We start from the raw sequence: 23,621 nt of genomic DNA on the forward strand, positions 1-23,621 counted from the left end.
GGCGGATCAGCCTCCCCGGCAGCGCCGATTTCCCCCGCCCGCGTTCGGCGGTCACCGCGGCAATACCGGGAGGGAAAGCGGCCAGCTCGGCAAGGATAGCCGCCTGTTCCGCCTGAGGGCGGCCGTCAGCGGGATGCCACAGGGGCCGAGACGCGGCATCCGGCAGGCCCGGCGCCTCACCCTGCTGCCAGACCAGCGCCTCTTTAGCCGCGCCTATCCGCTGGCAAAAGCGCTGCACAAAGTTGGGGGTTGGGATAGGGTCCGGGGCATCGCTCCAGCGCAGCGAATCCGCGTCCGGCTGCATCGGCCAGCGTGCAAAAGGAGGGGCCAGCAGCACCAGCCAGCTTCCGGCGCGCAGCGTGCCGCACAGGGCGGCAAACGCCGCCACGTCGAAGCCGCTGCGGGCGTCAAAAAAAGCGTGCTGGTATTCGCGCCCGAGCAGAGACTTCAGGGCGCCGGGAGTGCCCGAGGGCGCCGGCATCGGCTGGGGGGAGATCCACAGGCCATCCCCGGCCAGCCGTTCCCGCAGCGCCAGCGCCTGCTGCAGGCACCACGCCTCGTCGCCGCTGAGCACCAGCAGGCGACGAATGCCCTGCTGCGCCATCCGGGCCGTCAGGTTAAGGATTTCTTCCATCCAGGGTAGCGGTCAGAGCGCATTACCAAACGTATTGCACTGCGCCGGATCTCCGCTGTCAAAACCGCGTTTAAACCAGGTATAGCGCTGCTGGGAGGTGCCGTGGGTAAAGCTGTCCGGGACGACCCGCCCCTGGCTTTGCTGCTGGAGGCGGTCGTCGCCAATGGCCTCTGCGGCATTCAGCGCCTCCTGCAGATCGCCGGTTTCCATCACGTCCTGATTCTGCATGCTGTGGCCCCAGACGCCGGCAAAACAGTCGGCCTGCAGCTCCATTTTCACCGACAGGCGGTTAACTTCAGCCTGCGACGCGTTCTGCTGCAGCTGGCGCACTTTGGATTCAATGCCCAGCAGCTTCTGCACGTGATGCCCAACTTCGTGCGCAATCACGTAGGCCTGAGCAAAATCGCCGTCCGCGCCGAGCTTGCTTTTCATCTCATCGTAGAACGAGAGGTCGATGTAGACCGTGCTGTCGGCCGGGCAGTAGAACGGCCCCATCACCGACTGGCCGGTACCGCAGCCGGTCCGCGTCGCGCCGCGATAGAGCACCAGCTTCGGCTGCGGATATTGACGGCCCATCTTTTGGAAGATGGCGCCCCAGGTGTCCTCGGTATCCGCAAGGATCACCTTAGTGAACTTCGCGGCCTGCTCTTCCTGCGGGCTGATGGAGCGTTGGGTGGTGGTTTGCTGCTGTGAAACCGGCTCTCCGGTCAGCATGCCGGTCAAATCCACGCCGTAATAGCCGGCAACCAGCACGATAATCAGCAGAACGATACCGCCCTTCCCGCTGGGAAGACGGAAACCGCCACCGCCGCCGCCGAGGGGCGAACCGGATTCATTACGTCGATCTTCTACATTGTCGCTTTCGCGACGCCCTTGCCAGCGCATAGGCACCTCAATTCATCAAGTTCTCGAATATGAGAGATCGTAGGCGGTTCGGCGCAGGATTACCACTGGAAACAACAAGAAGAGCGCCAGAAGATAGAGCTACCTTCTGGCGAAAGGAGGATTAGTCGAGCTTAACGCCAAGACGATGGGCCACTTCTTCGTAGGCCTCGATCAGGCCGCCGAGGCTCTGACGGAAGCGGTCTTTGTCCATTTTGTCGAGGGTATTTTTATCCCACAGGCGGCTGCCGTCCGGCGAGAACTCGTCGCCCAGCACCACTTCGCCGTTAAACAGACCAAACTCCAGCTTGAAGTCGACGAGGATCAGGCCCGCGTCGTCAAACAGCTTTTTCAGCACGTCGTTCGCTTTGAAGGTCAGCTCCTGCATGCGGGCCAGATTCTTTTTATTCACCCAGCCGAAGGTTTCGCAGTAGGACTCGTTGACCATCGGGTCGTGCATCGCATCATTTTTCAGGAACAGGTCAAACAGCGGCGGATTCAGCTCAATACCTTCTTCGATGCCCAAACGCTTAACCAGAGAGCCGGCCGCACGGTTGCGGACTACGCACTCAACCGGAACCATCTCCAGCTTTTTCACCAGGCACTCGGTGTCAGAAAGTAGCGCTTCCATCTGGGTCGGAATGCCGGCTTCTTCCAGCTTGCTCATAATGAAATGGTTGAACTTGTTATTCACCATCCCCTTACGGTCGAACTGTTCGATGCGCGCGCCATCCCCTGCTGAAGTATCGTTACGGAACTCGAGTATCAGCAGGTCCGGGTTCTCGGTGCTGTAAACGGTTTTCGCTTTACCACGATACAACTCAGCTTGCTTGTTCATCTTTGTCACTCCAGTGAAGATATAGACGATAAAAAAGGCGTTTCTGTGCCGACGCACACGTTTGCGTCACTATACAGAAAAAAGGGCCGGATTGCTCCAGCCCTGTTTATTACTTACCGAATGCGGCCTGGAATACGGCAACCAGCGCGTCGTTCTGCGACTGGGTCAGCGTATGACCTTTCGGGTCAATGAACTGCAGGCTGCTGCGGTTATCAAGGTCGCCGACCTGCAGCTTGTAGTCACCAGAGACCAGCTGCGGATCGTGGGCACCCAGCTCCTGCCAGCTGCTGTCAGACAGCGGCTTATAGGTCAGCGCCATGCTGCCCTGAGAACGCGTGCTGTCGGTCACCTTCATGCCCGCTTTTTCCAGCGCGCCAGGCAGACGTTGCCACACGAGGTTAAACGGCGCGCGGACAACCAGCATCGGCAGACCGGTATCGTCGGCGGCGCTCTGCACGTCGAAGGTCGCACCGGCGTTTTTCTGCGCCGCGTTCTGCGCGCTGGTGGCGTTCATATCCAGACCTTCGGAAATGACGTTCAGCATAGAGGTGCTGTAGCGCTGCAGCGATGCCGGATCGGATACCGGTTTCCCGGCCTGCTCGAGGTTAACCAGCTTCACCACAACCGCCTGCTGATAGCCCTGCGGTTTAACTGAGATTTGATAGCGACCGCGGTACTGCTGGTCTTCATCGAGGCGATTCCACTCCACCCAGTCGGTGCTCAGCGTCTGGCTGGCATCGTCACGTTTGGTGATGACGTAGTTTTTTGACTGCAGAATGGTGGTGACCTGCGCCCACAGCGAACCGCTGCGGCCGTTCTCCACCATCAGCGTCGAAGTGTCACCATTAAACTGAGTGCGTGCGCCGTTTACCAGGGCCAAAGGCTGGGCCGGTGGACGAATGTCCAGAGCTTTACCCACCGCGCCGGCGCTGGTCGCAACCGGAATATTATAATCGCCAGCCTGAACCGGCAGGATCATCCCCGCAGGCGCGTGAAGCTCGCTGAGCGGCGTAGCTTGCAGGTAAACCTCGTCGCCGCCAACCTGACGCTTGTAGCGCGAATCCGAACTACAGGCCGCAAGAAGCAGGACCAATGAAACACCCGCAACCTTCGCCAGGCGCGACTTCTGTACTGAGTAAGCCATCAAATCTCCCTAAACTTTACAGCAAACCGGCATGCTTCAGCGCTGCGGTTACCGCCTTCTTACCGTCTTCGGTAATCGGCGTCATCGGCAGGCGCAGCGTATCGGTCGCCACAAGACCCAACGCCTTGCATGCCCATTTCACAGGGATAGGGTTGGGTTCGACAAATAATTTTGTATGCAATGGCATCAGACGCTGGTTAATCGCCCGCGCTTCGGCAAATTGACCGGCCAGAGCCAGTCGGCACATATCCGCCATTTCACGAGCCGCAGCGTTTGCGGTAACGGAAATCACGCCATGACCGCCCAGCTGCATAAAGTCCATTCCGGTGGCGTCATCGCCGCTCAGCAGAATAAAGTCGTCTGAAACCAGCTCTTTGATCTGATGAACGCGACTTAAGTTCCCCGTCGCTTCCTTAATACCGATAATATTTTTTACTTCCGCCAGACGACCGACGGTTTCCGGCAGCATATCGCAACCGGTACGGGACGGCACATTATACAGGATTTGCGGCAGGTCGGTGTGTTCTGCGATGGCTTTAAAGTGTTGGAACAGGCCTTCCTGGGTCGGGCGGTTGTAATAAGGGGTTACCGTCAGACAGCCAACGATGCCGCTGTCGTTGAAGCGCTGGGTCAGGCTGATCGCCTCTGCGGTTGCATTTGCACCGGTGCCTGCGATAACGGGGATACGCCCGTCGGCCAGCTCAAGCGTCATCATCACAACGTCGCCATGCTCTTCATGGCTCAACGTTGCGGACTCACCGGTAGTCCCTACCGAAACGATCGCCGAGGTTCCGCTGGCGACATGGTAATCAATCAGTTTTTTCAGGCTTGTCCGGCAGACGTTACCGTTTTCATCCATCGGCGTGACAAGCGCTACAATACTTCCCGTGAACATGGGCCATCCTCAGAGCAGAAGTGCAACAAGATTCTCAATGTTACGTTTGGTGCCGTAATAAAAGCAAGAGACCCGATGCCTTCAGGGATGTTGTATGCCGGTTTTTTTTATGCTTTCCTAATGTTACCTCACCTTTTTAAAGGAAGAACAGGTTTGACCGCCTCATTACAACACTATCTGGTTATTACCGCTTTGGGCGCTGACCGTCCCGGCATCGTGAATACGATCACCCGCCACGTCAGCAGCTGCGGCTGTAATATCGAAGACAGCCGGCTGGCCATGCTCGGTGACGAATTTACGTTTATCATGCTGCTTTCTGGTACGTGGAACGCGATTAACCTGATTGAATCGACTCTACCGCTGAAAGGTGCCGAGCTGGATCTGCTGATCGTGATGAAACGGACAACCGCTCGCCCGCCTCAGGCCATGCCAAATACGGTCTGGGTCCAGGTTGAGGTACCGGACTCGCCGCATATTATCGAGCGCTTCACCGCCCTGTTTGACGCGTGGAATATGAATATCGCCGAGCTGGTTTCTCGTACCCAGATCGGCAGTGATGACGATTCAGCCCAGCTGTTCATCCAGATAACGGCGCACAGTCCCGCTACGCAAAATGCATCAAATATCGAACAAGCCTTCAAAGCCCTATGTACAGAACTCAATGCACAAGGCAGTATTAACATCGTTAATTATTCACAGCATGATGAACAGGATGGAGTTTGAGTAATGAATCCACTGAAAGCCGGTGATATTGCACCGAAATTTAGCTTACCAGACCAGGACGGCGAGGAAGTAAATTTGACCGACTTCCAGGGACAGCGTGTTCTGGTTTATTTTTACCCGAAAGCCATGACCCCGGGTTGTACCGTCCAGGCCTGCGGCCTGCGCGATAATATGGATGACTTAAAAAAAGCGGGCGTTGAGGTACTGGGCATCAGTACGGATAAACCAGAAAAACTCTCCCGTTTCGCCGAAAAAGAGCTGCTGAACTTCACGCTGCTGTCTGATGAAAACCATCAGGTCTGCGAGCAGTTTGGTATCTGGGGCGAAAAATCGTTTATGGGGAAAACCTACGACGGTATTCACCGTATTAGTTTCCTGATTGATACAGATGGCAAAGTTGAACACGTGTTTGATAACTTCAAAACCAGCAATCACCACGACGTGGTGCTGAACTGGCTGAAAGAAAACGGCTAACGTTTTATCGAACGCAGGACGCCGGGGCATTTCACCGCCCCGGCGTCCGTTTTAGCACCGGGTTCGTCAAGCCGTCGCGCTATTTATCCTCTTCAACCACCAGTCCGTCCGGCCAGGCGTGCACCACCGCCTTGATTAACGTCGCCAGCGGGATAGCAAAGAATACGCCCCAGAATCCCCACAGCCCGCCAAAGATAACCACCGACAGAATAATCACCAGCGGATGCAGGTTAACCGCTTCCGAGAACAGCACCGGCACCAGCAGGTTACCGTCCAGCCCTTGAATAATCAGGTATACCGCAAACAGGCTCCAGAACTCGGTGCCCGCGCCGAACTGAAACAGCGCCACGCCCACCACCGGAATGGTGACCACGAAGGCGCCAATGTAGGGGATCAGCACCGAGAAGCCGACCAGCACCGCCAGCAGCAGCGAATAGTTGAGCCCGAAGAGGATAAAGCCGACCCACGTCGCCACGCCGACGACGATCATCTCCAGCACCTTGCCGCGAATGTAGTTGGTGATTTGCTGATTCATCTCCTGCCACACCTGCCCTGCCAGCCCGCGGTTACGCGGCAGCACGCGGCGTACGGCGTTGAGCATCTGCTCTTTGTCTTTCAGCAGGAAGAAAACCATCAGCGGCACCAGCACCAGATAGACCGCCAGCGTCAACAGGCCCACCAGCGAAGCCAGGGAGTACTTCACCACCGAATCGCCAACGGTCAGCATGCGGTTGCGCATATTGTCCGCCATCGCGTCGATAATCCCGGCGTCCATCAGCGCCGGATAGCGGCGCGGCACGGTGGCGGCAAAATCGGAGAGCTTATTCAGCATGCCCGGCATATCGCGGATCAGATAGATACCCTGCTGCCAGGCGACGGGCATCACCACGAAGGCCATCAGCAGCAAAATACCGACAAACAGTATCAGAACGAACGACGTCGCCCAGGTACGAGACAGCCCCACGCGCTCAAGGCGGACGGTCGGCCACTCCAGCAGATAGGCCAGCACGATAGCCACCAGCAGCGGCGCCAGCAGACCGCTGAAAAAGAACATAATGCCGAACCCAGCCAGCAAAATAACCAGCAGCGCTATCGCCTCCGGATCGCTGAACCGACGGCGGTACCACTGTATTAACATCTCAAGCATAAACCCTTCCCTGAAGCGCAAAACCGCAACAACCCGAGGAAGTGTATCTAAATGTCACAAAAAAGACTTCGCTTTTTATTAGCAAAACCACAAACATGACCTCCCGCAGCAAGATCATATTTTCAACGGCGTCAACGACAGCTAAACTCGCAGGACGCGCGGAAATGGAACATTACGCCGCCCTACCGGTCAAACTGGCACACCCACATACACAGGACAGAGGTTATGTTCAGGCAGTTAAAGAAAACGCTGGTAGCAACCGTGATAGCGTCGCTGACGCTGGGTTCGATTTTACCTGCTTTTGCTGACTCCGCAGATACCCTGCCGGATATGGGGACCTCTGCAGGAAGCACGCTTTCCATCGGTCAGGAAATGCAGATGGGGGATTACTACGTTCGCCAGCTCCGCGGCAGCGCTCCGCTGATCAACGACCCGCTGCTGGTGCAGTACATTAACGGATTAGGTATGCGCCTGGTTGCGCACGCCAACTCGGTGCGAACGCCCTTCCACTTCTACCTGATTAACAACGACGAGATTAACGCCTTCGCCTTCTTTGGCGGCAACGTCGTGCTGCACTCGGCCCTGTTCCGCTACTCGGATACGGAGAGCGAGCTGGCGTCGGTCATGGCGCACGAAATTTCGCACGTCACCCAGCGCCACCTCGCGCGCGCGATGGAAGACCAAAAGCGCAACGCCCCCCTGACCTGGGTCGGCGCGCTGGGCTCGATTCTGCTGGCGATGGCCAGCCCGCAGGCCGGTATGGCCGCGCTCACCGGCACGCTGGCCGGTACCCAGCAGGGATTAATCAGCTTTACCCGCCAGAATGAAGAAGAGGCCGACCGCATCGGGATTCAGGTGCTGCAGCGCTCCGGGTTCGATCCGCAGGCGATGCCGGCGTTTATGAGCAAGCTGCTCGACCAGTCGCGCTACTCCACCCGGCCGCCGGAAATGCTGCTCACCCACCCGCTGCCGGAAAGCCGCCTGTCCGACGCCCGCAACCGCGCAAACCAGATGCGCCCGGTGGTGGTGCAATCGTCGGCCGATTTTTATATGGCCAAGGCGCGAACGCTGGGAATGTATAACAACGGAGACAACAAGCTCGGCGATGATTTGCTGAACGCGTGGGCTAAAGGCAATATCCGCGAGCAGCACGCCGCGCAGTACGGCCGCGCCCTGCTGGCGATGGGCAGCAATAACTACGATCTGGCGCGTAAAACCCTGCAGCCCCTGCTGAGCGCCGATCCGCAAAATGCCTGGTATCTCGATCTGGCAACCGATATTGACCTTGGCCAGAAAAAAACGGCCGATGCGATTAACCGCCTGAAGAACGCTCGCGAAATCCGCACCAACCCGGTACTGCAGCTGAACCTCGCCAACGCTTACCTGCAGGGCGGGCAGCCGGCGGAGGCGGCGAATATCCTTAACCGCTACACCTTCAATAATAAAGACGATGGCAACGGCTGGGACCTGCTGGCGCAGGCGGAAGCGGCCCTCGGCAATCGCGATCAGGAGCTGGCGGCCCGTGCGGAAGGTATGGCGCTGGTCGGCCAGCTTGCACAGTCTATTTCGCTGCTCAGCAGCGCCAGTTCACAGGTGAAGCTGGGCAGCCTGCAGCAGGCTCGCTACGATGCGCGCATCGATCAGCTGCGCCAGCTGCAGGAACGCTTCCGCCCATATCAAAAAATGTAAGGAGACCCCATGTCTGACGCGGTAAAAATCTACCATAACCCTCGCTGCTCCAAGAGCCGCGACACCCTGAGCCTGCTGAAGGCGAACGGTATCGACCCTGAAGTGGTGCTCTATCTGGAGACGCCGCCGGATGCGGCGACGCTGCGCCAGCTGCTGAAAATGCTGGGTATGGTGAGCGCCCGCGAGCTGATGCGCCAGAAGGAAGATCTGTATAAGTCACTGGAACTTGCCGATCCTCAGCTCAGCGAAGATGCGCTGATTCAGGCGATGGTCGACAACCCGAAGCTGATTGAACGCCCTATCGTCGTCAGCCACGGCGAGGCGCGGATCGGCCGACCGCCGGAGCAGGTGCTGGATATCGTGAATTAAGCAGGATGCGCCATCGTCATGATGGCGCCGATCCCAACGGCTCGCTAGAGCTTAAGGATCTCTTTAACGAAGGGAATGGTCAGCTTACGTTGGGCGGTAATAGAAGCGCGATCGAGCTGATCGAGCGTCATAAACAGCGAGCGCATTTCGCGATCGAGGCGCTTGAGCAGGAAGCGGCAGACGTCTTCCGGCATCTCAAACCCGCGCAGCCGCGCGCGCAGCTGCAGCGCCTGCAGCTTGTCTTCATCGGACAACGGCTGCAGCTTGTAGATTTGTCCCCAGTCGAGGCGCGAGGCCAAATCCGCGAGGCCAAGATTGAGCTGGCGCGGAGGGCTATCGCCGGTGATCAGCAGGCGGGTTTTACCCGACTCCAGGATGCGGTTGTAAAGGTTGAAGATCGCCATCTCCCACGGCTCGTCGCCGGCCGCGCATTCGATATTATCGATACAAACCAGCGAAAGCTGTTCCATCCCCTCCAGCACTTCCGGAACAAACCACGTACGCTTATCCAGCGGCACGTAGCCCACCGCATCGCCGCGCTGGGAAAGCTCCGCACAGGCGGCATGTAGCAGGTGACTGCGCCCCGCGCCTTCACGCGACCAGATATAGATGTACCCGCTATGCTCCTGCCGCAGAACGTTCTGTAAGGCAGCGAGAAGAGAAGGATTACCACCCGGCCAAAAACTCGCAAAAGTTTCATCGTCAGGAAGGTACAGTGGCAGGGAGAGCTGTGCCGGTGCGTTCAGATGGACCTCATCATAGACTGACAGAAAAACGCCAAGAGTTTAGCACGAAGTCTGCCGGGAGAGAACCGGGCGGGATCGCCGCCCGGCTGGAGGATCAGCGTTTGGCCCCGGCGTCATCAGCCGAATCAGCCGCGTCCAGAACCACCTCTTCCGGACGCAGGACGCTAATTAATTTAAAGATCAGGCTCAGGGCGACGCCAACGATCGTGGCCAGCGCCATGCCTTTCAGCTCCGCCGCGCCGATGTGCACCTTCGCGCCGCTGACGCCAATGATCAAAATCACCGAGGTCAGAATCAGGTTCTGCGCCTTGTTGTAATCGACCTTAGATTCAATCAGCACGCGGATACCCGATGCGCCGATCACCCCGTACAGCAGCAGCGATACGCCGCCCATTACCGGCAGCGGAATGATCTGGATCGCCGCCGCCAGCTTGCCGACGCAGGAGAGCAGAATGGCGATAATCGCCGCCCCGCCGATAACCCAGGTGCTGTAGACGCGGGTAATCGCCATCACGCCGATGTTTTCACCGTAGGTGGTGTTGGGCGTCGAGCCAAAAAAGCCGGAGATCATCGTCGACAGGCCGTTGGCAAACATCGAGCGGTGCAGGCCGGGATCGCGAATCAGATCCTTTTTAACAATATTCGCCGTCACCACCAGGTGCCCCACGTGCTCGGCAATCACCACCAGCGCGGCAGGCAGGATGGTGAAAATCGCAAACCACTCAAAGCGCGGGGTGTAAAAGGTCGGCAGCGCAAACCAGTGCGCCTCGGCGATGGGAGTGGTATCGACAACGCCCATCACAAAGGAGAGCGCGTAGCCCACCAGCACGCCGATAAGAATCGGGATGATAGCCATGAAACCGCGGAACAGCACCGAACCGAAGACAGTCACCGCCAGCGTCACCATCGAGATAATAATGGTTTTGCTATCGGGAGACTGACCGTCAGCGGGCAGCAGGCCGGCCATATTCGCCGCGACGCCGGCCAGCTCAAGGCCGATAACCGCGACGATAGCCCCCATGGCCGCCGGCGGGAACATCACGTCCAGCCAGCCGGTGCCGGCCTTTTTAACAATAAAGGAGACGATGCAGAACAGCATGCCGCACATAATAAAGCCGCCCAGCGCGACCTCATAGCCCAGCGGCAGCAGCAGTAAAACCGGGGAGATAAACGCAAAGCTCGACCCCAGATAGGCCGGGATTTTGCCCTTACAGATAAACAGGTACAGCAGCGTGCCGATGCCGTTAAACAGCAGAACGGTAGCCGGGTTAATGTGAAACAGGACTGGCACCAACACCGTTGCGCCAAACATAGCGAACAGATGTTGCAAACTTAGCGGGATTGTCTGTAAAAGCGGCGGTCTTTCACTCACCCCGATTGCGCGGCGCGTCATAGTGTTTTCCTCTGAGTGTCGTTATTAGTTGCTGTTGGCGTGTTTTATTCAAAAAAAAGCCGACTCTTAAAGTCGGCTTCTTATTAATGCTGCAATTATTTAGTACCAAAAATCTTATCGCCGGCGTCGCCGAGCCCGGGAATAATATATCCGTGCTCGTTGAGGCCCTGGTCAATGGACGCGGTGTACATCTCGACGTCCGGGTGCGCTTTCTCCAGCGCGGCAATCCCTTCCGGAGCGGCAACCAGCACCAGCACCTTGATGCTTGAGCAGCCCGCTTTTTTCAGCAGGTCGATAGTGGCGATCATCGAACCGCCGGTTGCCAGCATCGGGTCAACCACCAGCGCCATACGTTCGTCGATATTGGAGACCAGCTTCTGGAAGTAAGGTACCGGCTCGAGGGTTTCCTCATTGCGGTAGATGCCAACGACGCTGATGCGCGCGCTCGGGACGTGTTCCAGAACGCCTTCCATCATGCCGAGGCCGGCGCGCAGAATAGGCACGACGGTAATTTTCTTACCTTTGATCTGCTCAACTTCAACCGGGCCATTCCAGCCTTCGATGGTGACCCTTTCGGTCGCCAGGTCGGCGGTGGCTTCATAAGTTAGTAAGCTACCAACCTCTGAGGCGAGTTCACGGAAGCGTTTGGTGCTGATGTCGTGCTCGCGCATCAGGCCCAGCTTGTGTTTGACGAGTGGGTGTTTCACTTCCACAATCTTCATTCTCTTTCTCCTCTGAGGGGCAGCCACAAAAAAAATCGCGGGATTATACCGCTTTTTCCCATTTGCGCCATAGCCGATATGTTTGACCGGGATCAACCAAAATGCTTTGCGCTGCCTGAGCCAGTATAAATCAAAATAAAAAAACCCCGCGCAGGCGGGGTTTCACGGGGCTTTCGGGCGGTTTAGAGGGTTTCGCCGTTACTGCTGATAACCTGCTGATACCACGCAAAAGATTTCTTGCGGCTGCGGGCCAGGGTGCCGTTCCCTTCGTTGTCTTTATCGACGTAGATAAAGCCGTAACGCTTTTTCATCTCGCCGGTTCCGGCAGAGACGAGGTCGATACAGCCCCACGGGGTGTAGCCCATCAGGTCAACGCCGTCTTCCACCACCGCTTTTTTCATTTCAGCGATATGGGCGGAGAGATAATCAATGCGGTACTGGTCGTCTACCGTGCCGTCAGCTTCGCGCACGTCGATAGCGCCAAAGCCGTTTTCAACAATAAACAGCGGCAGCTGGTAATGATCCCAGAACCAGTTCAGGGAGTAGCGCAGCCCAACCGGGTCAATCTGCCAGCCCCAGTCCGATTTCTGCACGTACGGGTTTGAGACCAGGCTTTTCGTCTCATCATAATCCAGCTGCGGATTATCTTCGGTAGCCTTAGTGGCGAACGACATGTAATAGCTGAAGCCAATATAGTCAACGCAGCCTTCGCTCAACGCCACGCGGTCTTCTTCGGTGATATCCAGCGCAAAGCCGCGGCGCTCAAAGTAGTTGAGCAGGTGCTGAGGGTACTTACCGCGCACGTGAACGTCGGTGAACCAGTAGCGGCGGTGCATGGCGTTCATCGCCATCATCATATCGTCCGGCGCGCAGGAGAGCGGGTAAATGGGGCACATCGCAATCATGCAGCCGATCTGCAGCGCCGGGTTAATCTCCCGCGCGGCTTTCACCGCCAGGGCGCTGGCAACCAGCTCGTAGTGCGCGGCCTGATACATCACCGGCTCGCGATCCTCACCCGGCAGGAACTTCAGCCCCGAGTTGGTGAACGGCGCAAAGTCTTCGTGGAAGTTTGCCTGGTTGTTGATCTCGTTAAAGGTCATCCAGTACTTCACCTTATGCTGATAGCGCTTAAACACCACCTGCGCAAAGCGCACGAAGAAATCAATCAGCTTACGGTTACGCCAGCCGCCGTATTCGCGCACGAGGTGATAAGGCATCTCGAAGTGGGAGAGCGTAATAACCGGCTCAATCCCGTGCTTCAGGCACTCGTCGAACAGATCGTCATAGAACTGCAGCCCGGCTTCATTCGGCTCCTGCTCGTCGCCCAGCGGGAAAATACGCGTCCAGGCAATAGAGGTACGAAAGCATTTGAAGCCCATTTCCGCAAACAGCTGAATGTCATCTTTATAGCGATGATAAAAATCAATCGCCTCATGGTTAGGGTAATTTTTACCCGCCACCACGCCGTCGGTAATTTCGCGCGCCACGCCGTGGGCGCCTGCGGTCATCACGTCGGCAACGCTCGCGCCCTTGCCGCCCTCCTGCCAACCACCTTCCAGCTGATGCGCCGCAACCGCGCCGCCCCACAGAAAACCTTCTTTAAATCCAGACATGTTCTCTTCCTTATGAGCGATCGCCAGTCGGCGATCGGTATTGCTGATTGAAATGGTAAACGGCACCAATCAGCCCGGCGTCGTTGCCGTGGCTAACGGTGTCGATATAGTCTGCAATGCCAAACCAGGCCAGATGTTCACGCAGCAGCGTCAAAAAGCCCGGACGTTCCACGATGCCGCCGCCGATGAGGATAGTCTGCGGATCGAACACGTTGACGAGGTTATAAAGGCCGGTGCCAAGGCCGTTAAAGAATTCGGCCACCAGCCGATGACAGGTCGCATCGCCCCTGTCGTAGCGATCGAATATCTCTTCCCCGGTCACCTCTTCCAGCGTTTTGCCGAAATGCGCGGCGTAGCGCTGGCGCAAGACGCGCAGGGTACAGTTCTCATTCATTGAGTAGCGACGAACGTCGCGGGTGCCCGGACGCTGGGTCTGCATATAGCCAAATTCGCCGGCGCGAAAGCTCGCACCGTGCACCAGCCGGTCATTACAGAAGATAGCCCCGCCGATTCCGGTGCCAATCGTCAGCACCAGAAAATCACTTATATTGGCGGCTTTGCCCTGCCAGCGCTCGGCCAGCAGCACGCAGTTAGCGTCGTTTTCAATGGCGACGGGAAGTCGGATCCGTTGTTCAAGCCAGGTTTTGATAGCGAAATTATCGAATCTGCGGATAGCGCCGCCCATTTCGATATAGCCGGTGTGTGGATTAACGTAGCCGGGCGCGCTGATCGCCACCCCTTCACACTCCGGATGCGCGGCAATCCACGCCAGCATGGCCTGCAAAATTTGCTCGCCGTCGCTGTCGCGAATAGGCTGTTTTCCCTTCTCCAGCAGCTCGCCGGTACCGGTCATCGTGCCCATTTTTAGCGCCGTGCCACCAATATCAAATGCGGCAATTACCATCCTTCCCCCCTCCTGAATCCTCTTGATACCGTCGTTCGGCTCGCTTAAATAAAAAGAGAAACCGGTTTCAGTGGCATGATGATCATTCTGGCGCGCCGAGGCAAGAACAAGAATGTACCCGGTTTCATTTTCGTGAACAGTATCAAATTTGTCCATCTCACCGCCGTTTAACGCCGACTGTAAAGCAGGCTCGCAAACGTTTGCTATCCCTGTTAGAATTGCGCCGATTTTTCTTGCTACCGCAAATGTGTGGAGACTTCGCAGTGACCGATAAAACCTCTCTCAGCTATAAAGATGCCGGCGTAGATATTGATGCAGGCAACGCGCTCGTCGACCGTATTAAGGGTGTGGTGAAGAAAACCCGCCGCCCGGAAGTGATGGGTGGACTGGGCGGATTCGGCGCACTGTGCGCATTGCCGCAGAAATACCGCGAGCCGGTTCTGGTCTCCGGCACTGACGGCGTCGGCACCAAGCTGCGTCTGGCAATGGACCTCAAGCGTCACGACACTATCGGTATCGACCTGGTGGCCATGTGCGTAAACGACCTCGTGGTTCAGGGCGCTGAGCCGCTTTTCTTCCTCGACTACTATGCGACCGGCAAACTGGACGTCGATACGGCGGCCAGCGTTATCAGCGGCATCGCCGAAGGCTGCCTGCAGTCAGGCTGCGCGCTGGTTGGCGGCGAAACCGCAGAAATGCCCGGCATGTACCATGGCGATGATTATGACGTCGCGGGCTTCTGCGTCGGGGTTGTAGAAAAATCAGAAATTATCGACGGCAGCAAAGTTGCCGACGGCGACGTGCTGGTCGCGCTGGGCTCCAGCGGCCCGCACTCCAACGGCTACTCGCTGGTGCGTAAAATTATTGAAGTCAGCGGCGTCGACCCGCAGACCACCGACCTGAACGGTGCGTCACTGGCCGACCATCTGCTGGCGCCGACCCGCATCTACGTAAAATCGGTGCTGGACCTGATCGCTAACGTCGAAGTTCACGCGATTGCTCACCTGACTGGCGGCGGCTTCTGGGAAAATATCCCGCGCGTACTGCCGGATAACACCCAGGCAGTGATCGACGAGTCCTCCTGGCAGTGGCCGGAAGTCTTCAAATGGCTGCAAACTGCTGGCAACGTCAGCAGCCACGAAATGTATCGGACCTTCAACTGCGGCGTCGGCATGGTCATCGCGCTGCCGCCGGAAGCCGTCGATAGCGCCCTCGCTCTGCTGAACGAAAAAGGTGAAAACGTGTGGAAAATAGGCTATATCAAAGCCTCTGATTCCGAACAGCGTGTGGTCATTGAATGAAAAACATCGTGGTGCTGATTTCCGGTAGCGGCAGTAACCTGCAGGCAATGATTGACGCCTGCGCGCGGAAACAGATCGGCGGCACCCTGCGAGCGGTATTTAGCAACAAGGCCGATGCTTTCGGCCTTGAACGCGCGCGTGAGGCCGGTATTCCGACCCATGCGCTCACCGCCAGCCAGTTCGCCAATCGTGAAGCGTTCGATCGCGAGCTGATGCACGAGATCGACGCCTACGCGCCGGATGTAGTGGTGCTTGCGGGCTACATGCGCATTCTGAGTCCGGCGTTTGTCGCCCACTACCAGGGGCGGCTGCTGAATATCCACCCTTCCCTGCTGCCTAAATATCCCGGGCTGCATACCCATCGCCAGGTGCTGGAAAACGGCGATGAGGAGCACGGAACCTCGGTGCATTTCGTCACCGATGAGCTGGACGGCGGCCCGGTTATTCTGCAGGCCAAAGTTCCGGTTTTCGCCGGCGATAGCGAAGATGACGTTACCGCCCGCGTACAGGCTCAGGAACACGCCATTTACCCGCTCGTCGTCAGCTGGTTTGTCGACGGTCGTCTGCGCATGGAGGGCGGTCAGGCCTGGCTTGACGATGCGCCTCTGCCGCCGCAGGGATATGCGGCAGAAGAGTAATCGATAGCGCCTCTCACATCCGTCAGAGGCGTTTTTTTTTGCCCCCGCGGCCACCGCTTAGCGGCGCCAGAAGACCGGGCGACGGATGCCTTTTTGCGTCCGGCGTACGGCAGCAAGCATCAGAATCAGCGTTTTTTGCACACAGAATAAGCAAAGGAAAGCGACCGCCTTTTCTTCGCAGCGCGTTGAAAGAAAACTGTCATACTTCTTTGACATAGTTGGACATTCAATGGCAAAGCTCGCCATAATGAAAAAGCAACATCAATCAACCGGAGTGTGAGTTGTAATGGGCCAGGAAAAGCTATACATCGAGAAAGAACTCAGCTGGTTATCCTTTAATGAACGCGTACTTCAGGAAGCCGCGGATAAGAGCAACCCGCTGATTGAGCGCATGCGTTTTTTGGGCATTTACTCCAACAACCTCGATGAATTTTATAAAGTGCGCTTCGCTGAACTTAAGCGCCGCATCATCATCAGTGAAGAGCAAGGTAGTACCGCCCATTCTCGCCACTTATTAGGTAAAATCCAGGCCCGGGTGCTGAAGGCCGACCAGGAGTTTGACAGCCTCTACAATGAGCTGCTGCTGGAGATGGCGCGAAATCAGATCTTCCTGATTAACGAACGCCAGCTGTCGGTCAACCAGCAGTCCTGGCTGCGCAACTACTTTAAGCAGTACCTGCGCCAGCACATCACCCCTATTTTGATTAACCGCGAAACGGACCTGATCCAGTTTTTGAAAGATGATTACACCTATCTGGCGGTGGAAATCATTCGCGGCGACACCATTAATTACGCCCTGCTGGAAATTCCGTCAGATAAAGTTCCGCGCTTTGTTAACCTGCCGCCGGAAGCCCCGCGCCGCCGCAAGCCAATGATCCTGCTTGATAACATTCTGCGCTACTGCCTGGATGATATCTTTAAAGGCTTCTTCGATTACGACTCGCTGAACGCCTACTCGATGAAAATGACCCGTGACGCAGAGTACGATCTGGTGCACGAGATGGAATCGAGCCTGATGGAGCTGATGTCCTCCAGCCTGAAACAGCGCCTCACCGCCGAGCCGGTACGCTTTGTTTATCAGCGCGACATGCCGGACACCATGGTTGAAATGCTGCGGGCCATGTTCTCGATTTCACGCTATGACTCGATGCTGCCGGGCGGCCGTTACCACAACTTTAAAGACTTTATCGGCTTCCCGAACGTCGGCAAAGCCAACCTGGTCAACAAGCCGCTGCCGCGCCTGCGCCACACCTGGTTTGATAAGTTCCGCAACGGTTTCGACGCCATTCGCGAACGCGACGTGCTGCTCTACTACCCGTACCACACCTTTGAGCACGTGCTGGAGCTGCTGCGCCAGGCCTCCTTCGACCCCAGCGTGCTGGCGATCAAAATCAATATCTACCGCGTCGCCAAAGACTCGCGGATCATTGACTCCATGATCCACGCCGCCCACAACGGTAAAAAAGTCACCGTGGTGGTCGAGTTGCAGGCGCGCTTTGACGAAGAGGCCAACATACATTGGGCGAAGCGCCTGACGGAAGCCGGCGTGCACGTTATCTTCTCCGCCCCTGGGCTGAAGATCCACGCCAAGCTGTTCCTGATTTCGCGTAAAGAGGGCGACGAGGTTGTGCGCTACGCCCATATCGGCACCGGTAACTTCAACGAAAAAACCGCGCGCCTGTATACCGACTACTCCCTGTTAACCGCCGATGCGCGAATTACCAATGAAGTTCGTCGCGTGTTCAACTTTATCGAAAACCCATATCGTCCGGTTAGCTTTGACTATCTGCTGGTGTCGCCGCAGAACTCGCGCCGCCTGCTGTATGAGATGATCGATCGCGAAATTGCTAACGCCCAGAACGGCCAGCCTTCCGGGATCACCCTTAAGCTGAACAACCTGGTCGATAAGGGCCTGGTTGACCGCCTCTACGCGGCCTCCAGCTCCGGCGTTGCCGTTAACCTGTTAATCCGTGGCATGTGCTCCCTGATCCCGGGTCTTGAGGGGATTAGCGACAACATTCGCGTTACCAGCATCGTCGACCGCTTCCTTGAGCACGACCGCGTCTATGTCTTTGAAAACGGTGGCGATAAGCAGGTCTGGCTCTCTTCCGCTGACTGGATGACGCGCAATATCGACTACCGTATCGAAGTCGCCGCGCCGCTGCTTGACCCGCGTCTGAAGCAGCGGGTGCTGGATATTTTTGACATCTTGTTCAACGACACGGTGAAAGCACGCTATCTTGATAAAGAACTGAGTAACAGCTACGTGCCGCGCGGCAACCGCCGTAAAGTTCGCGCTCAGATGGCGATCTATGACTATCTCAAATCACTCGAACAGCCCGATTAACCTATGCCTATAAACGAAAAAGCCCCTCGGCCCCAGGAGTTTGCTGCGGTCGACCTTGGTTCAAACAGTTTTCATATGGTGATCGCCCGTGTCGTCGACGGGGCAATGCAGATCATCGGTCGCCTTAAACAGCGGGTTCATCTGGCCGACGGCCTGGATGAAAACTCCGTGCTCAGCGAAGAGGCGATTGCGCGCGGGCTTAGCTGCCTGTCGCTGTTTGCCGAACGCCTGCAGGGCTTTGCGCCCGCCAGCGTCTGCATCGTTGGTACGCATACGCTACGCCAGGCGACGAACGCGGCCGAGTTTCTCAAGCGCGCGGAGCAGGTTATCCCCTATCCGATTGAGATAATCTCCGGTAACGAAGAGGCGCGCCTGATTTTTATGGGCGTTGAGCATACTCAGCCCGAGCGTGGCCGCAAGCTGGTGATTGATATCGGCGGCGGCTCAACCGAGCTGGTCATCGGCGAAGATTTCGAACCGCGGCTGGTCGAAAGCCGCAGAATGGGCTGCGTCAGCTTCTCGCAGATTTACTTCCCGGGCGGCATTATCAACAAAGAGAATTTCCAGCGCGCGCGCCTGTCGGCGGTGCAAAAGCTGGAAACCCTGGCGTGGCAGTTCCGCATCCAGGGCTGGACCGTGGCGCTGGGCGCTTCCGGAACCATTAAGGCCGCTCAGGAAGTGCTGATCGCCATGGGCGAGAAGGACGGCTTTATCACGCCTGAACGCCTTGAAATGCTGGTCGCCGAGCTGCTGAAGTATAAAAACTTCGACTCGCTTAGCCTGCCGGGCCTCTCTGAAGAGCGCAAAGCGGTATTTGCTCCAGGGCTGGCTATTCTGTGCGGCGTGTTCGATGCGCTGGCCATCAAAGAGCTGCGCCTGTCGGACGGGGCGCTGCGCGAAGGCGTGCTGTACGAGATGGAGGGCCGTTTCCGCCATCAGGATATCCGCAGCCGCACCGCGCAAAGCCTGGCCAACCAGTACAATATCGACCGCGAACAGGCGCGTCGGGTGCTGGAGACCACCACCCATATCTTTGAGCAGTGGCAGGATCAGAACCCTAAGCTGGATAACCCGAACCTCTCGGCGCTGCTGAAATGGGCGGTCATGCTGCACGAAGTGGGGCTGAATATTAACCACAGCGGTATGCATCGCCACTCCGCATATATTCTGCAGAACAGCGATTTGCCGGGCTTCAATCAGGAGCAGCAGATGCTGATGGCCACGCTGGTGCGCTATCACCGCAAGGCCATCAAGCTCGACGATTTGCCGCGCTTTACGCTGTTTAAGAAAAAGCAGTTCCTGCCGCTTATTCAGCTCTTACGCCTCGGCATTCTGCTCAACAACCAGCGCCAGGCGACGACAACGCCGCCGACGCTGACGCTGAAGACCGAAGCCAACCACTGGACGCTGGTGTTCCCGCACGACTGGTTTAGCCAAAATGCGCTGGTGCTGCTCGATCTGGAAAAAGAGCAGCAGTACTGGGAAGGCGTGCCAGACTGGCTGCTGAAGATTGCCGAAGAAGAGCCCGATAGCTAACAGGCCGGCCGGGCGCTCTGCGTCCGGCCTGTTTTACCCGTCAAACCGCCTTCGGCACGTCCAGGTTAGCCAGCGTCTCCAGCGGCACGGGCTCGCCAATCTCATAGCCCTGCATGTAGTCGATACCCAGCGACATCACCGCCTGACGAATCTCCTCCGTTTCAACGTACTCCGCCACTACCTGCATATTCTTCATCCGCGCCAGATGGCAAATCGAGGCCACCACCTGATAGTCGAGGCTGCTGGTGACCAAATTACGAATAAAGCTGCCGTCAATTTTCAGCAGGTCGACGTTGAGGCTTTTCAGCCGCGCGTAGCTGGCATAGCCGGTACCGAAATCATCGATCGCCACGCGGCAGCCCAGCGCCTGTAAATGGGCCAGCGTTTGTCGCGCCTGCTCCGGGTTGCTCAACGAGTGGTTTTCGGTCAGCTCGAATATCAGCTGCCAGGGCTCAACCCCGTAGCGCGCCAGCCGCTGCTCCACCTCCTGCGGGAACTGGCCGCGGCTCACCGATACCGGCGACAGATTCACCGCCAGCCGCAGGCCCGGAAGAGTATGCCGATGCTGGTTCATAAAGGAGAGCGTATTTTCCAGCACCCACAGATCGATCCGCGAAGCGAGGCCAAACTCGTGGGCGACCGGAAGGAAGCTATCCGGATTGATAATTTCGCCATTCTCGCCCACCATCCTCAGCAGCACTTCATGGTAGCTATCGCCGCGGATCCCGACTATCGGCTGCGCCATCAGGCGAAAACGGCCCAGCTCCAGCGCCTGCAGGATCTGGTTCATCATCGCCACCTTATCCTTTAGCCCATGCTGAACGTGGATCGCGCCCCGACGCTGCATATTTTCCGGGTGACCGCTGGTTAACGACATGTCGGCAATGGTATTTAGCTCGCCTAAGAGCAAATACAGATGCTTCACCGGCGAGCGCACGCTGCAGTAGCTCACGCCCACCGCGGGCTGCAGCGGCATCCCATCCCAGACAAAACGAAACTGCTTCAGGTGCTTATCCAGCGCGTCGATTCGCGCCTTGCGATCGTCGCAGTTCATGCGGATAACCAGGTCGTGCCCCGCAAGATGGTGAACGGCCTCATTCGGCTGCAGCAAGGCGCTAAGGTGTTCCGCCAGATTTTGCTTGTACTGAATGCGCAGCATAACCCCGTAGTGCCGCCCCAGCAGCTCCAGCTCCGGAATGCGCAAAAAGCACAGCACCGACCACGGCGAGCTTTCGAGGGCCCGGCTTAGCGCGCGTAAATTCGGCATATGCACCACCGGGTCGAGAAACGCCATTCGCCGCACGCGCGCGTGGATCAGCCGCTGCTGCGTCGCCAGCATGGCCATATAGGCAATAATAAACGAGGACACCAGGTAGCTGGATGAGGTGATAGCCAGCTGATTATTGTAGCCCATCGACAACGGCAAATAGCGGTAATGAAAATGGATAATAAGAATTAATACCGGGGTCCAGACCATCGCGATAAAGCGATAGCCAAAGCGCATCGCTCCCCACAGCATCACCGGCATAAGTAATGATAATGTATAATTTGTGCTAAATATCGTACTGGTATTACTCAAGGGTATTAATAATAGTACTAATAACATTAACAGCGTGAGCGCCCAGAAAACAAACTCCATCCGCTTTATTTTGGGGTCAATTTGCAGGCGAATTTGCGAAATAAATCCGCGTATATGTAATGGATTACGAATAATGCGCAGCAGGAAATAGCACAGCGGTACGCCGGTTAAACACCCGACCATCAGCGCCTGGAAAGTGATTAGCGATCGTAAACTAAAGGGGTCAATACCGATCAGGCCCGTGGCGCGAGGATGCAGGCCAAGGTACTCGGCAAACTGGGAAAGCACGAGGAATATCGCCGACGGCAGCAGCATTTGCCAGAACAGCCTCTGCGGCATCAGGCCGACGTTACCGTGCGAGATCTGCTGCCTGCGCGGGACAAAAATACGGTAGCCGCCCCAGCACAATACCACCGGGATCAGAAAGTGGAAGATAACGCCGACCGCCTCTTCCGGAGCCATATCACGGGCCACCGTGCACCACAGCCCGATGATAATGCCGGGCAGCGCGTCCCAGCCAAAAAACAGCATCAGGCTCAATACCAGCGCCAGCGGTAAATAGTAAAGAGGCACTTCATTACCGTTCAGCTCAGCGTAGGTATCTGTCCATCTCGCCAGGGGAAGTAAGAGAGTGGGTAACACCAGCGGCAGCGCCCACCACTTGTCCCGATATTGTCTGTACAGATTAATTATGCTCATAGATGCTCTACGATAACCCAAACTCCAGCAGGGTATATTCAGGCAGGCATCCAACCCAACCATCTCAACCGCGTAAGGAATAATGACGCGGAACTGGCTGGAGATTCTAGTTATCAACGAAAACAGACTGTTGATATAAATCAAGAAATCATTTAGCTAATATTAATAAAGCTTATTTTTTTGCCAATGGCCGTTGGAAAAAGAAACCATGTAAATGCAATGATTATGTTATATAACATTAAGTAATGCTTTGGCCGCGGCACTTTTACATCCTCATCAATTGACCCCGCCCCTTTCCTGTGCCTTAATACGCCTAACGCCCATGTTATGGGTATACTTTAAGGAACCTTTTGTGAGTCAGGCACCCAGTATGCGTAAACGACATCGATTTAACCGTCGCATGACCCGTATCGTACTGCTTATCAGCTTTATCTTTTTCTTTGGACGTTTCGTCTACTCCTCTATCGGTGCCTGGTACCATCATCAGGACAAAAAAGAGTCGCAGCAAACCACCGCTCCGGTTGTCACGCCGACCCGAGAATAGCCTCGCCGTCACCAGCCGTTCGCCGTATCCGATGTCCGTTCAGCTTCCGAGTTGCCGCAGCAGGCGCAACATTTCGGCGATCCCTTTACTGAGGATTTTATCCTGACGCATCACCACGCCAAGCTGGCGATGAAGGTATGGCGTCAACGAGTGAACGCTTAGCCCGCGACGATCCTCGGCGGCGTCCACCGCCATACGCGGCACGATGCTGTAGCCCAGCCCGGCGCGCACCATGCGCTTGATCGCCTCGATACTCCCAAGCTGCATCACCGGCGCAATCGCCAGGCCTGCGGCATGAAACCAGCCGTCAATCAGCGCCCGGGTGCCGCTTCCTGCCTCAAAGGCAATCAGCGGCAGGGCCTGCAGAACGTCCGGCGTAAGCCGCGGCGGCGGCAGGCCGTCGCTGGTAAAAATAAACACAAACTCCTCATCGATAATCGGGGTGACCGCCAGGCAACGCCCGTTCGCCGGCAGCGTCACCAGCCCAAGATCGAGCCGGTTTTCTTCCACCGCCCGGACAATATCGAGAGTATTTCCGGTGGTCACGCCCACCGTCAACAGCGGGTGGCCCTCGCGCAGCTGCTGCAGGATCGGGGGTAAAAGATGAATACAGGCCGTCGCCCCGGTACCGAGGGCAATCGCGCCGCTGACCTCATGGCTAAACTCGCCGACCGACCGCAGCGCTGCGCTGACCGCCTGCTCTATATGTTCGCCGTGGGCCAGCAGCGCCAGGCCGGCCGCCGTCGCCTTCACGCCTCGCCCGGTGCGCTCCACCAGCCGGGCCTGAAGAAACTGCTCCAGCTG

General features: G+C 57.0%; 22 protein-coding genes. 9 read left to right on the top strand and 13 right to left on the bottom strand.

Translation table 11 applies throughout. The annotated features are described in order from the left end of the window. The 5 genes from PFH44_RS13355 to dapA form a co-directional block, all read right to left on the bottom strand. Positions 1-634 (bottom strand): tRNA(Met) cytidine acetyltransferase TmcA domain-containing protein (locus PFH44_RS13355; protein ID WP_283825239.1); only part of this gene is annotated, 634 nt, incomplete at its 3' end. 12 nt (positions 635-646) lie between these two features. After that, positions 647-1,519 (bottom strand): KPN_02809 family neutral zinc metallopeptidase, encoded by an 873-nt coding sequence (gene ypfJ, locus PFH44_RS13360; protein ID WP_045856246.1) that lies wholly within the window; start codon positions 1,517-1,519, stop codon positions 647-649. Between the two features lie 121 nt (positions 1,520-1,640). Then, the gene (gene purC, locus PFH44_RS13365) at positions 1,641-2,354 is read right to left on the bottom strand and encodes a phosphoribosylaminoimidazolesuccinocarboxamide synthase (RefSeq protein WP_041146677.1); all 714 of its coding nucleotides are present in this window, start codon (positions 2,352-2,354) and stop codon (positions 1,641-1,643) included. Positions 2,355-2,463: 109 nt separating this feature from the next. After that, on the bottom strand, positions 2,464-3,498 hold the full coding sequence (gene bamC, locus PFH44_RS13370; protein WP_283825240.1) for an outer membrane protein assembly factor BamC: 1,035 nt from the start codon (positions 3,496-3,498) through the stop codon (positions 2,464-2,466). 16 nt (positions 3,499-3,514) lie between these two features. Beyond that, entirely contained in the window at positions 3,515-4,393 is an 879-nt protein-coding gene (gene dapA, locus PFH44_RS13375; RefSeq protein WP_041146679.1) for a 4-hydroxy-tetrahydrodipicolinate synthase, read from the bottom strand. A gap of 153 nt (positions 4,394-4,546) precedes the next feature. Here dapA and PFH44_RS13380 point away from each other — a divergent pair, with 153 nt between their 5' ends. Both PFH44_RS13380 and bcp read left to right on the top strand, forming a co-directional pair. Further along, the gene (locus PFH44_RS13380) at positions 4,547-5,116 is read left to right on the top strand and encodes a glycine cleavage system transcriptional repressor (RefSeq protein WP_045856254.1); all 570 of its coding nucleotides are present in this window, start codon (positions 4,547-4,549) and stop codon (positions 5,114-5,116) included. Between the two features lie 3 nt (positions 5,117-5,119). Beyond that, on the top strand, positions 5,120-5,590 hold the full coding sequence (gene bcp, locus PFH44_RS13385) for a thioredoxin-dependent thiol peroxidase (protein ID WP_041146681.1): 471 nt from the start codon (positions 5,120-5,122) through the stop codon (positions 5,588-5,590). A 79-nt stretch (positions 5,591-5,669) separates the two neighbouring features. Here bcp and PFH44_RS13390 read toward each other — a convergent pair whose 3' ends face one another. Continuing rightward, positions 5,670-6,737 (bottom strand): AI-2E family transporter, encoded by a 1,068-nt coding sequence (locus PFH44_RS13390; RefSeq protein WP_045856257.1) that lies wholly within the window; start codon positions 6,735-6,737, stop codon positions 5,670-5,672. Between the two features lie 225 nt (positions 6,738-6,962). Between PFH44_RS13390 and bepA the strand changes: the two genes are divergently transcribed. Then, a complete protein-coding gene (bepA, locus tag PFH44_RS13395) occupies positions 6,963-8,426 on the top strand; it encodes a beta-barrel assembly-enhancing protease (RefSeq protein ID WP_045856259.1) in 1,464 nt (487 codons plus the stop codon). 9 nt (positions 8,427-8,435) lie between these two features. Then, the gene (arsC, locus tag PFH44_RS13400; RefSeq protein ID WP_041146684.1) at positions 8,436-8,795 is read left to right on the top strand and encodes an arsenate reductase (glutaredoxin); all 360 of its coding nucleotides are present in this window, start codon (positions 8,436-8,438) and stop codon (positions 8,793-8,795) included. Positions 8,796-8,839: 44 nt separating this feature from the next. Here the strand turns inward: arsC and PFH44_RS13405 are convergent, their stop codons facing one another. The 5 genes from PFH44_RS13405 to bglK form a co-directional block, all read right to left on the bottom strand. Then, the gene (locus tag PFH44_RS13405) at positions 8,840-9,541 is read right to left on the bottom strand and encodes a DnaA inactivator Hda (RefSeq protein WP_217698328.1); all 702 of its coding nucleotides are present in this window, start codon (positions 9,539-9,541) and stop codon (positions 8,840-8,842) included. Positions 9,542-9,635: 94 nt separating this feature from the next. Beyond that, positions 9,636-10,934, bottom strand: a complete 1,299-nt coding sequence (gene uraA, locus PFH44_RS13410; RefSeq protein ID WP_283825241.1) for a uracil permease — start codon at positions 10,932-10,934, stop codon at positions 9,636-9,638. 95 nt (positions 10,935-11,029) lie between these two features. Next, a complete protein-coding gene (gene upp, locus PFH44_RS13415; protein WP_045856265.1) occupies positions 11,030-11,656 on the bottom strand; it encodes a uracil phosphoribosyltransferase in 627 nt (208 codons plus the stop codon). Between the two features lie 182 nt (positions 11,657-11,838). Then, positions 11,839-13,269, bottom strand: coding sequence for a 6-phospho-beta-glucosidase (locus tag PFH44_RS13420; protein ID WP_283825242.1), 1,431 nt, complete (start codon positions 13,267-13,269; stop codon positions 11,839-11,841). 10 nt (positions 13,270-13,279) lie between these two features. After that, positions 13,280-14,173 (bottom strand): beta-glucoside kinase BglK, encoded by an 894-nt coding sequence (gene bglK, locus PFH44_RS13425; RefSeq protein WP_283825243.1) that lies wholly within the window; start codon positions 14,171-14,173, stop codon positions 13,280-13,282. Positions 14,174-14,436: 263 nt separating this feature from the next. Between bglK and purM the strand changes: the two genes are divergently transcribed. From purM to ppx, 4 genes are all read left to right on the top strand, one after another. Then, positions 14,437-15,474, top strand: coding sequence for a phosphoribosylformylglycinamidine cyclo-ligase (gene purM / locus PFH44_RS13430; RefSeq protein WP_283825244.1), 1,038 nt, complete (start codon positions 14,437-14,439; stop codon positions 15,472-15,474). Continuing rightward, a complete protein-coding gene (purN, locus tag PFH44_RS13435) occupies positions 15,471-16,112 on the top strand; it encodes a phosphoribosylglycinamide formyltransferase (RefSeq protein WP_041146691.1) in 642 nt (213 codons plus the stop codon). Before purM ends, purN begins: the two co-directional genes overlap by 4 nt. A gap of 286 nt (positions 16,113-16,398) precedes the next feature. Beyond that, entirely contained in the window at positions 16,399-18,459 is a 2,061-nt protein-coding gene (gene ppk1, locus PFH44_RS13440; protein ID WP_045856273.1) for a polyphosphate kinase 1, read from the top strand. Positions 18,460-18,462: 3 nt separating this feature from the next. Continuing rightward, positions 18,463-19,995 (top strand): exopolyphosphatase, encoded by a 1,533-nt coding sequence (gene ppx / locus PFH44_RS13445; protein WP_045856276.1) that lies wholly within the window; start codon positions 18,463-18,465, stop codon positions 19,993-19,995. 40 nt (positions 19,996-20,035) lie between these two features. Here the strand turns inward: ppx and PFH44_RS13450 are convergent, their stop codons facing one another. Continuing rightward, the gene (locus PFH44_RS13450; protein WP_283825245.1) at positions 20,036-22,273 is read right to left on the bottom strand and encodes an EAL domain-containing protein; all 2,238 of its coding nucleotides are present in this window, start codon (positions 22,271-22,273) and stop codon (positions 20,036-20,038) included. 370 nt (positions 22,274-22,643) lie between these two features. Between PFH44_RS13450 and PFH44_RS13455 the strand changes: the two genes are divergently transcribed. Beyond that, a complete protein-coding gene (locus PFH44_RS13455) occupies positions 22,644-22,817 on the top strand; it encodes a YfgG family protein (RefSeq protein WP_045856281.1) in 174 nt (57 codons plus the stop codon). A gap of 39 nt (positions 22,818-22,856) precedes the next feature. Here the strand turns inward: PFH44_RS13455 and PFH44_RS13460 are convergent. Next, positions 22,857-23,621, bottom strand: a 765-nt coding sequence (locus tag PFH44_RS13460) for a LysR family transcriptional regulator substrate-binding protein (protein ID WP_283825246.1), incomplete at its 5' end; no start/stop codon positions are given.

The organism is Klebsiella sp. Ech2A, from assembly GCF_030078455.1.
GTDB classification, from domain to species: Bacteria; Pseudomonadota; Gammaproteobacteria; order Enterobacterales; family Enterobacteriaceae; genus Klebsiella; species Klebsiella terrigena.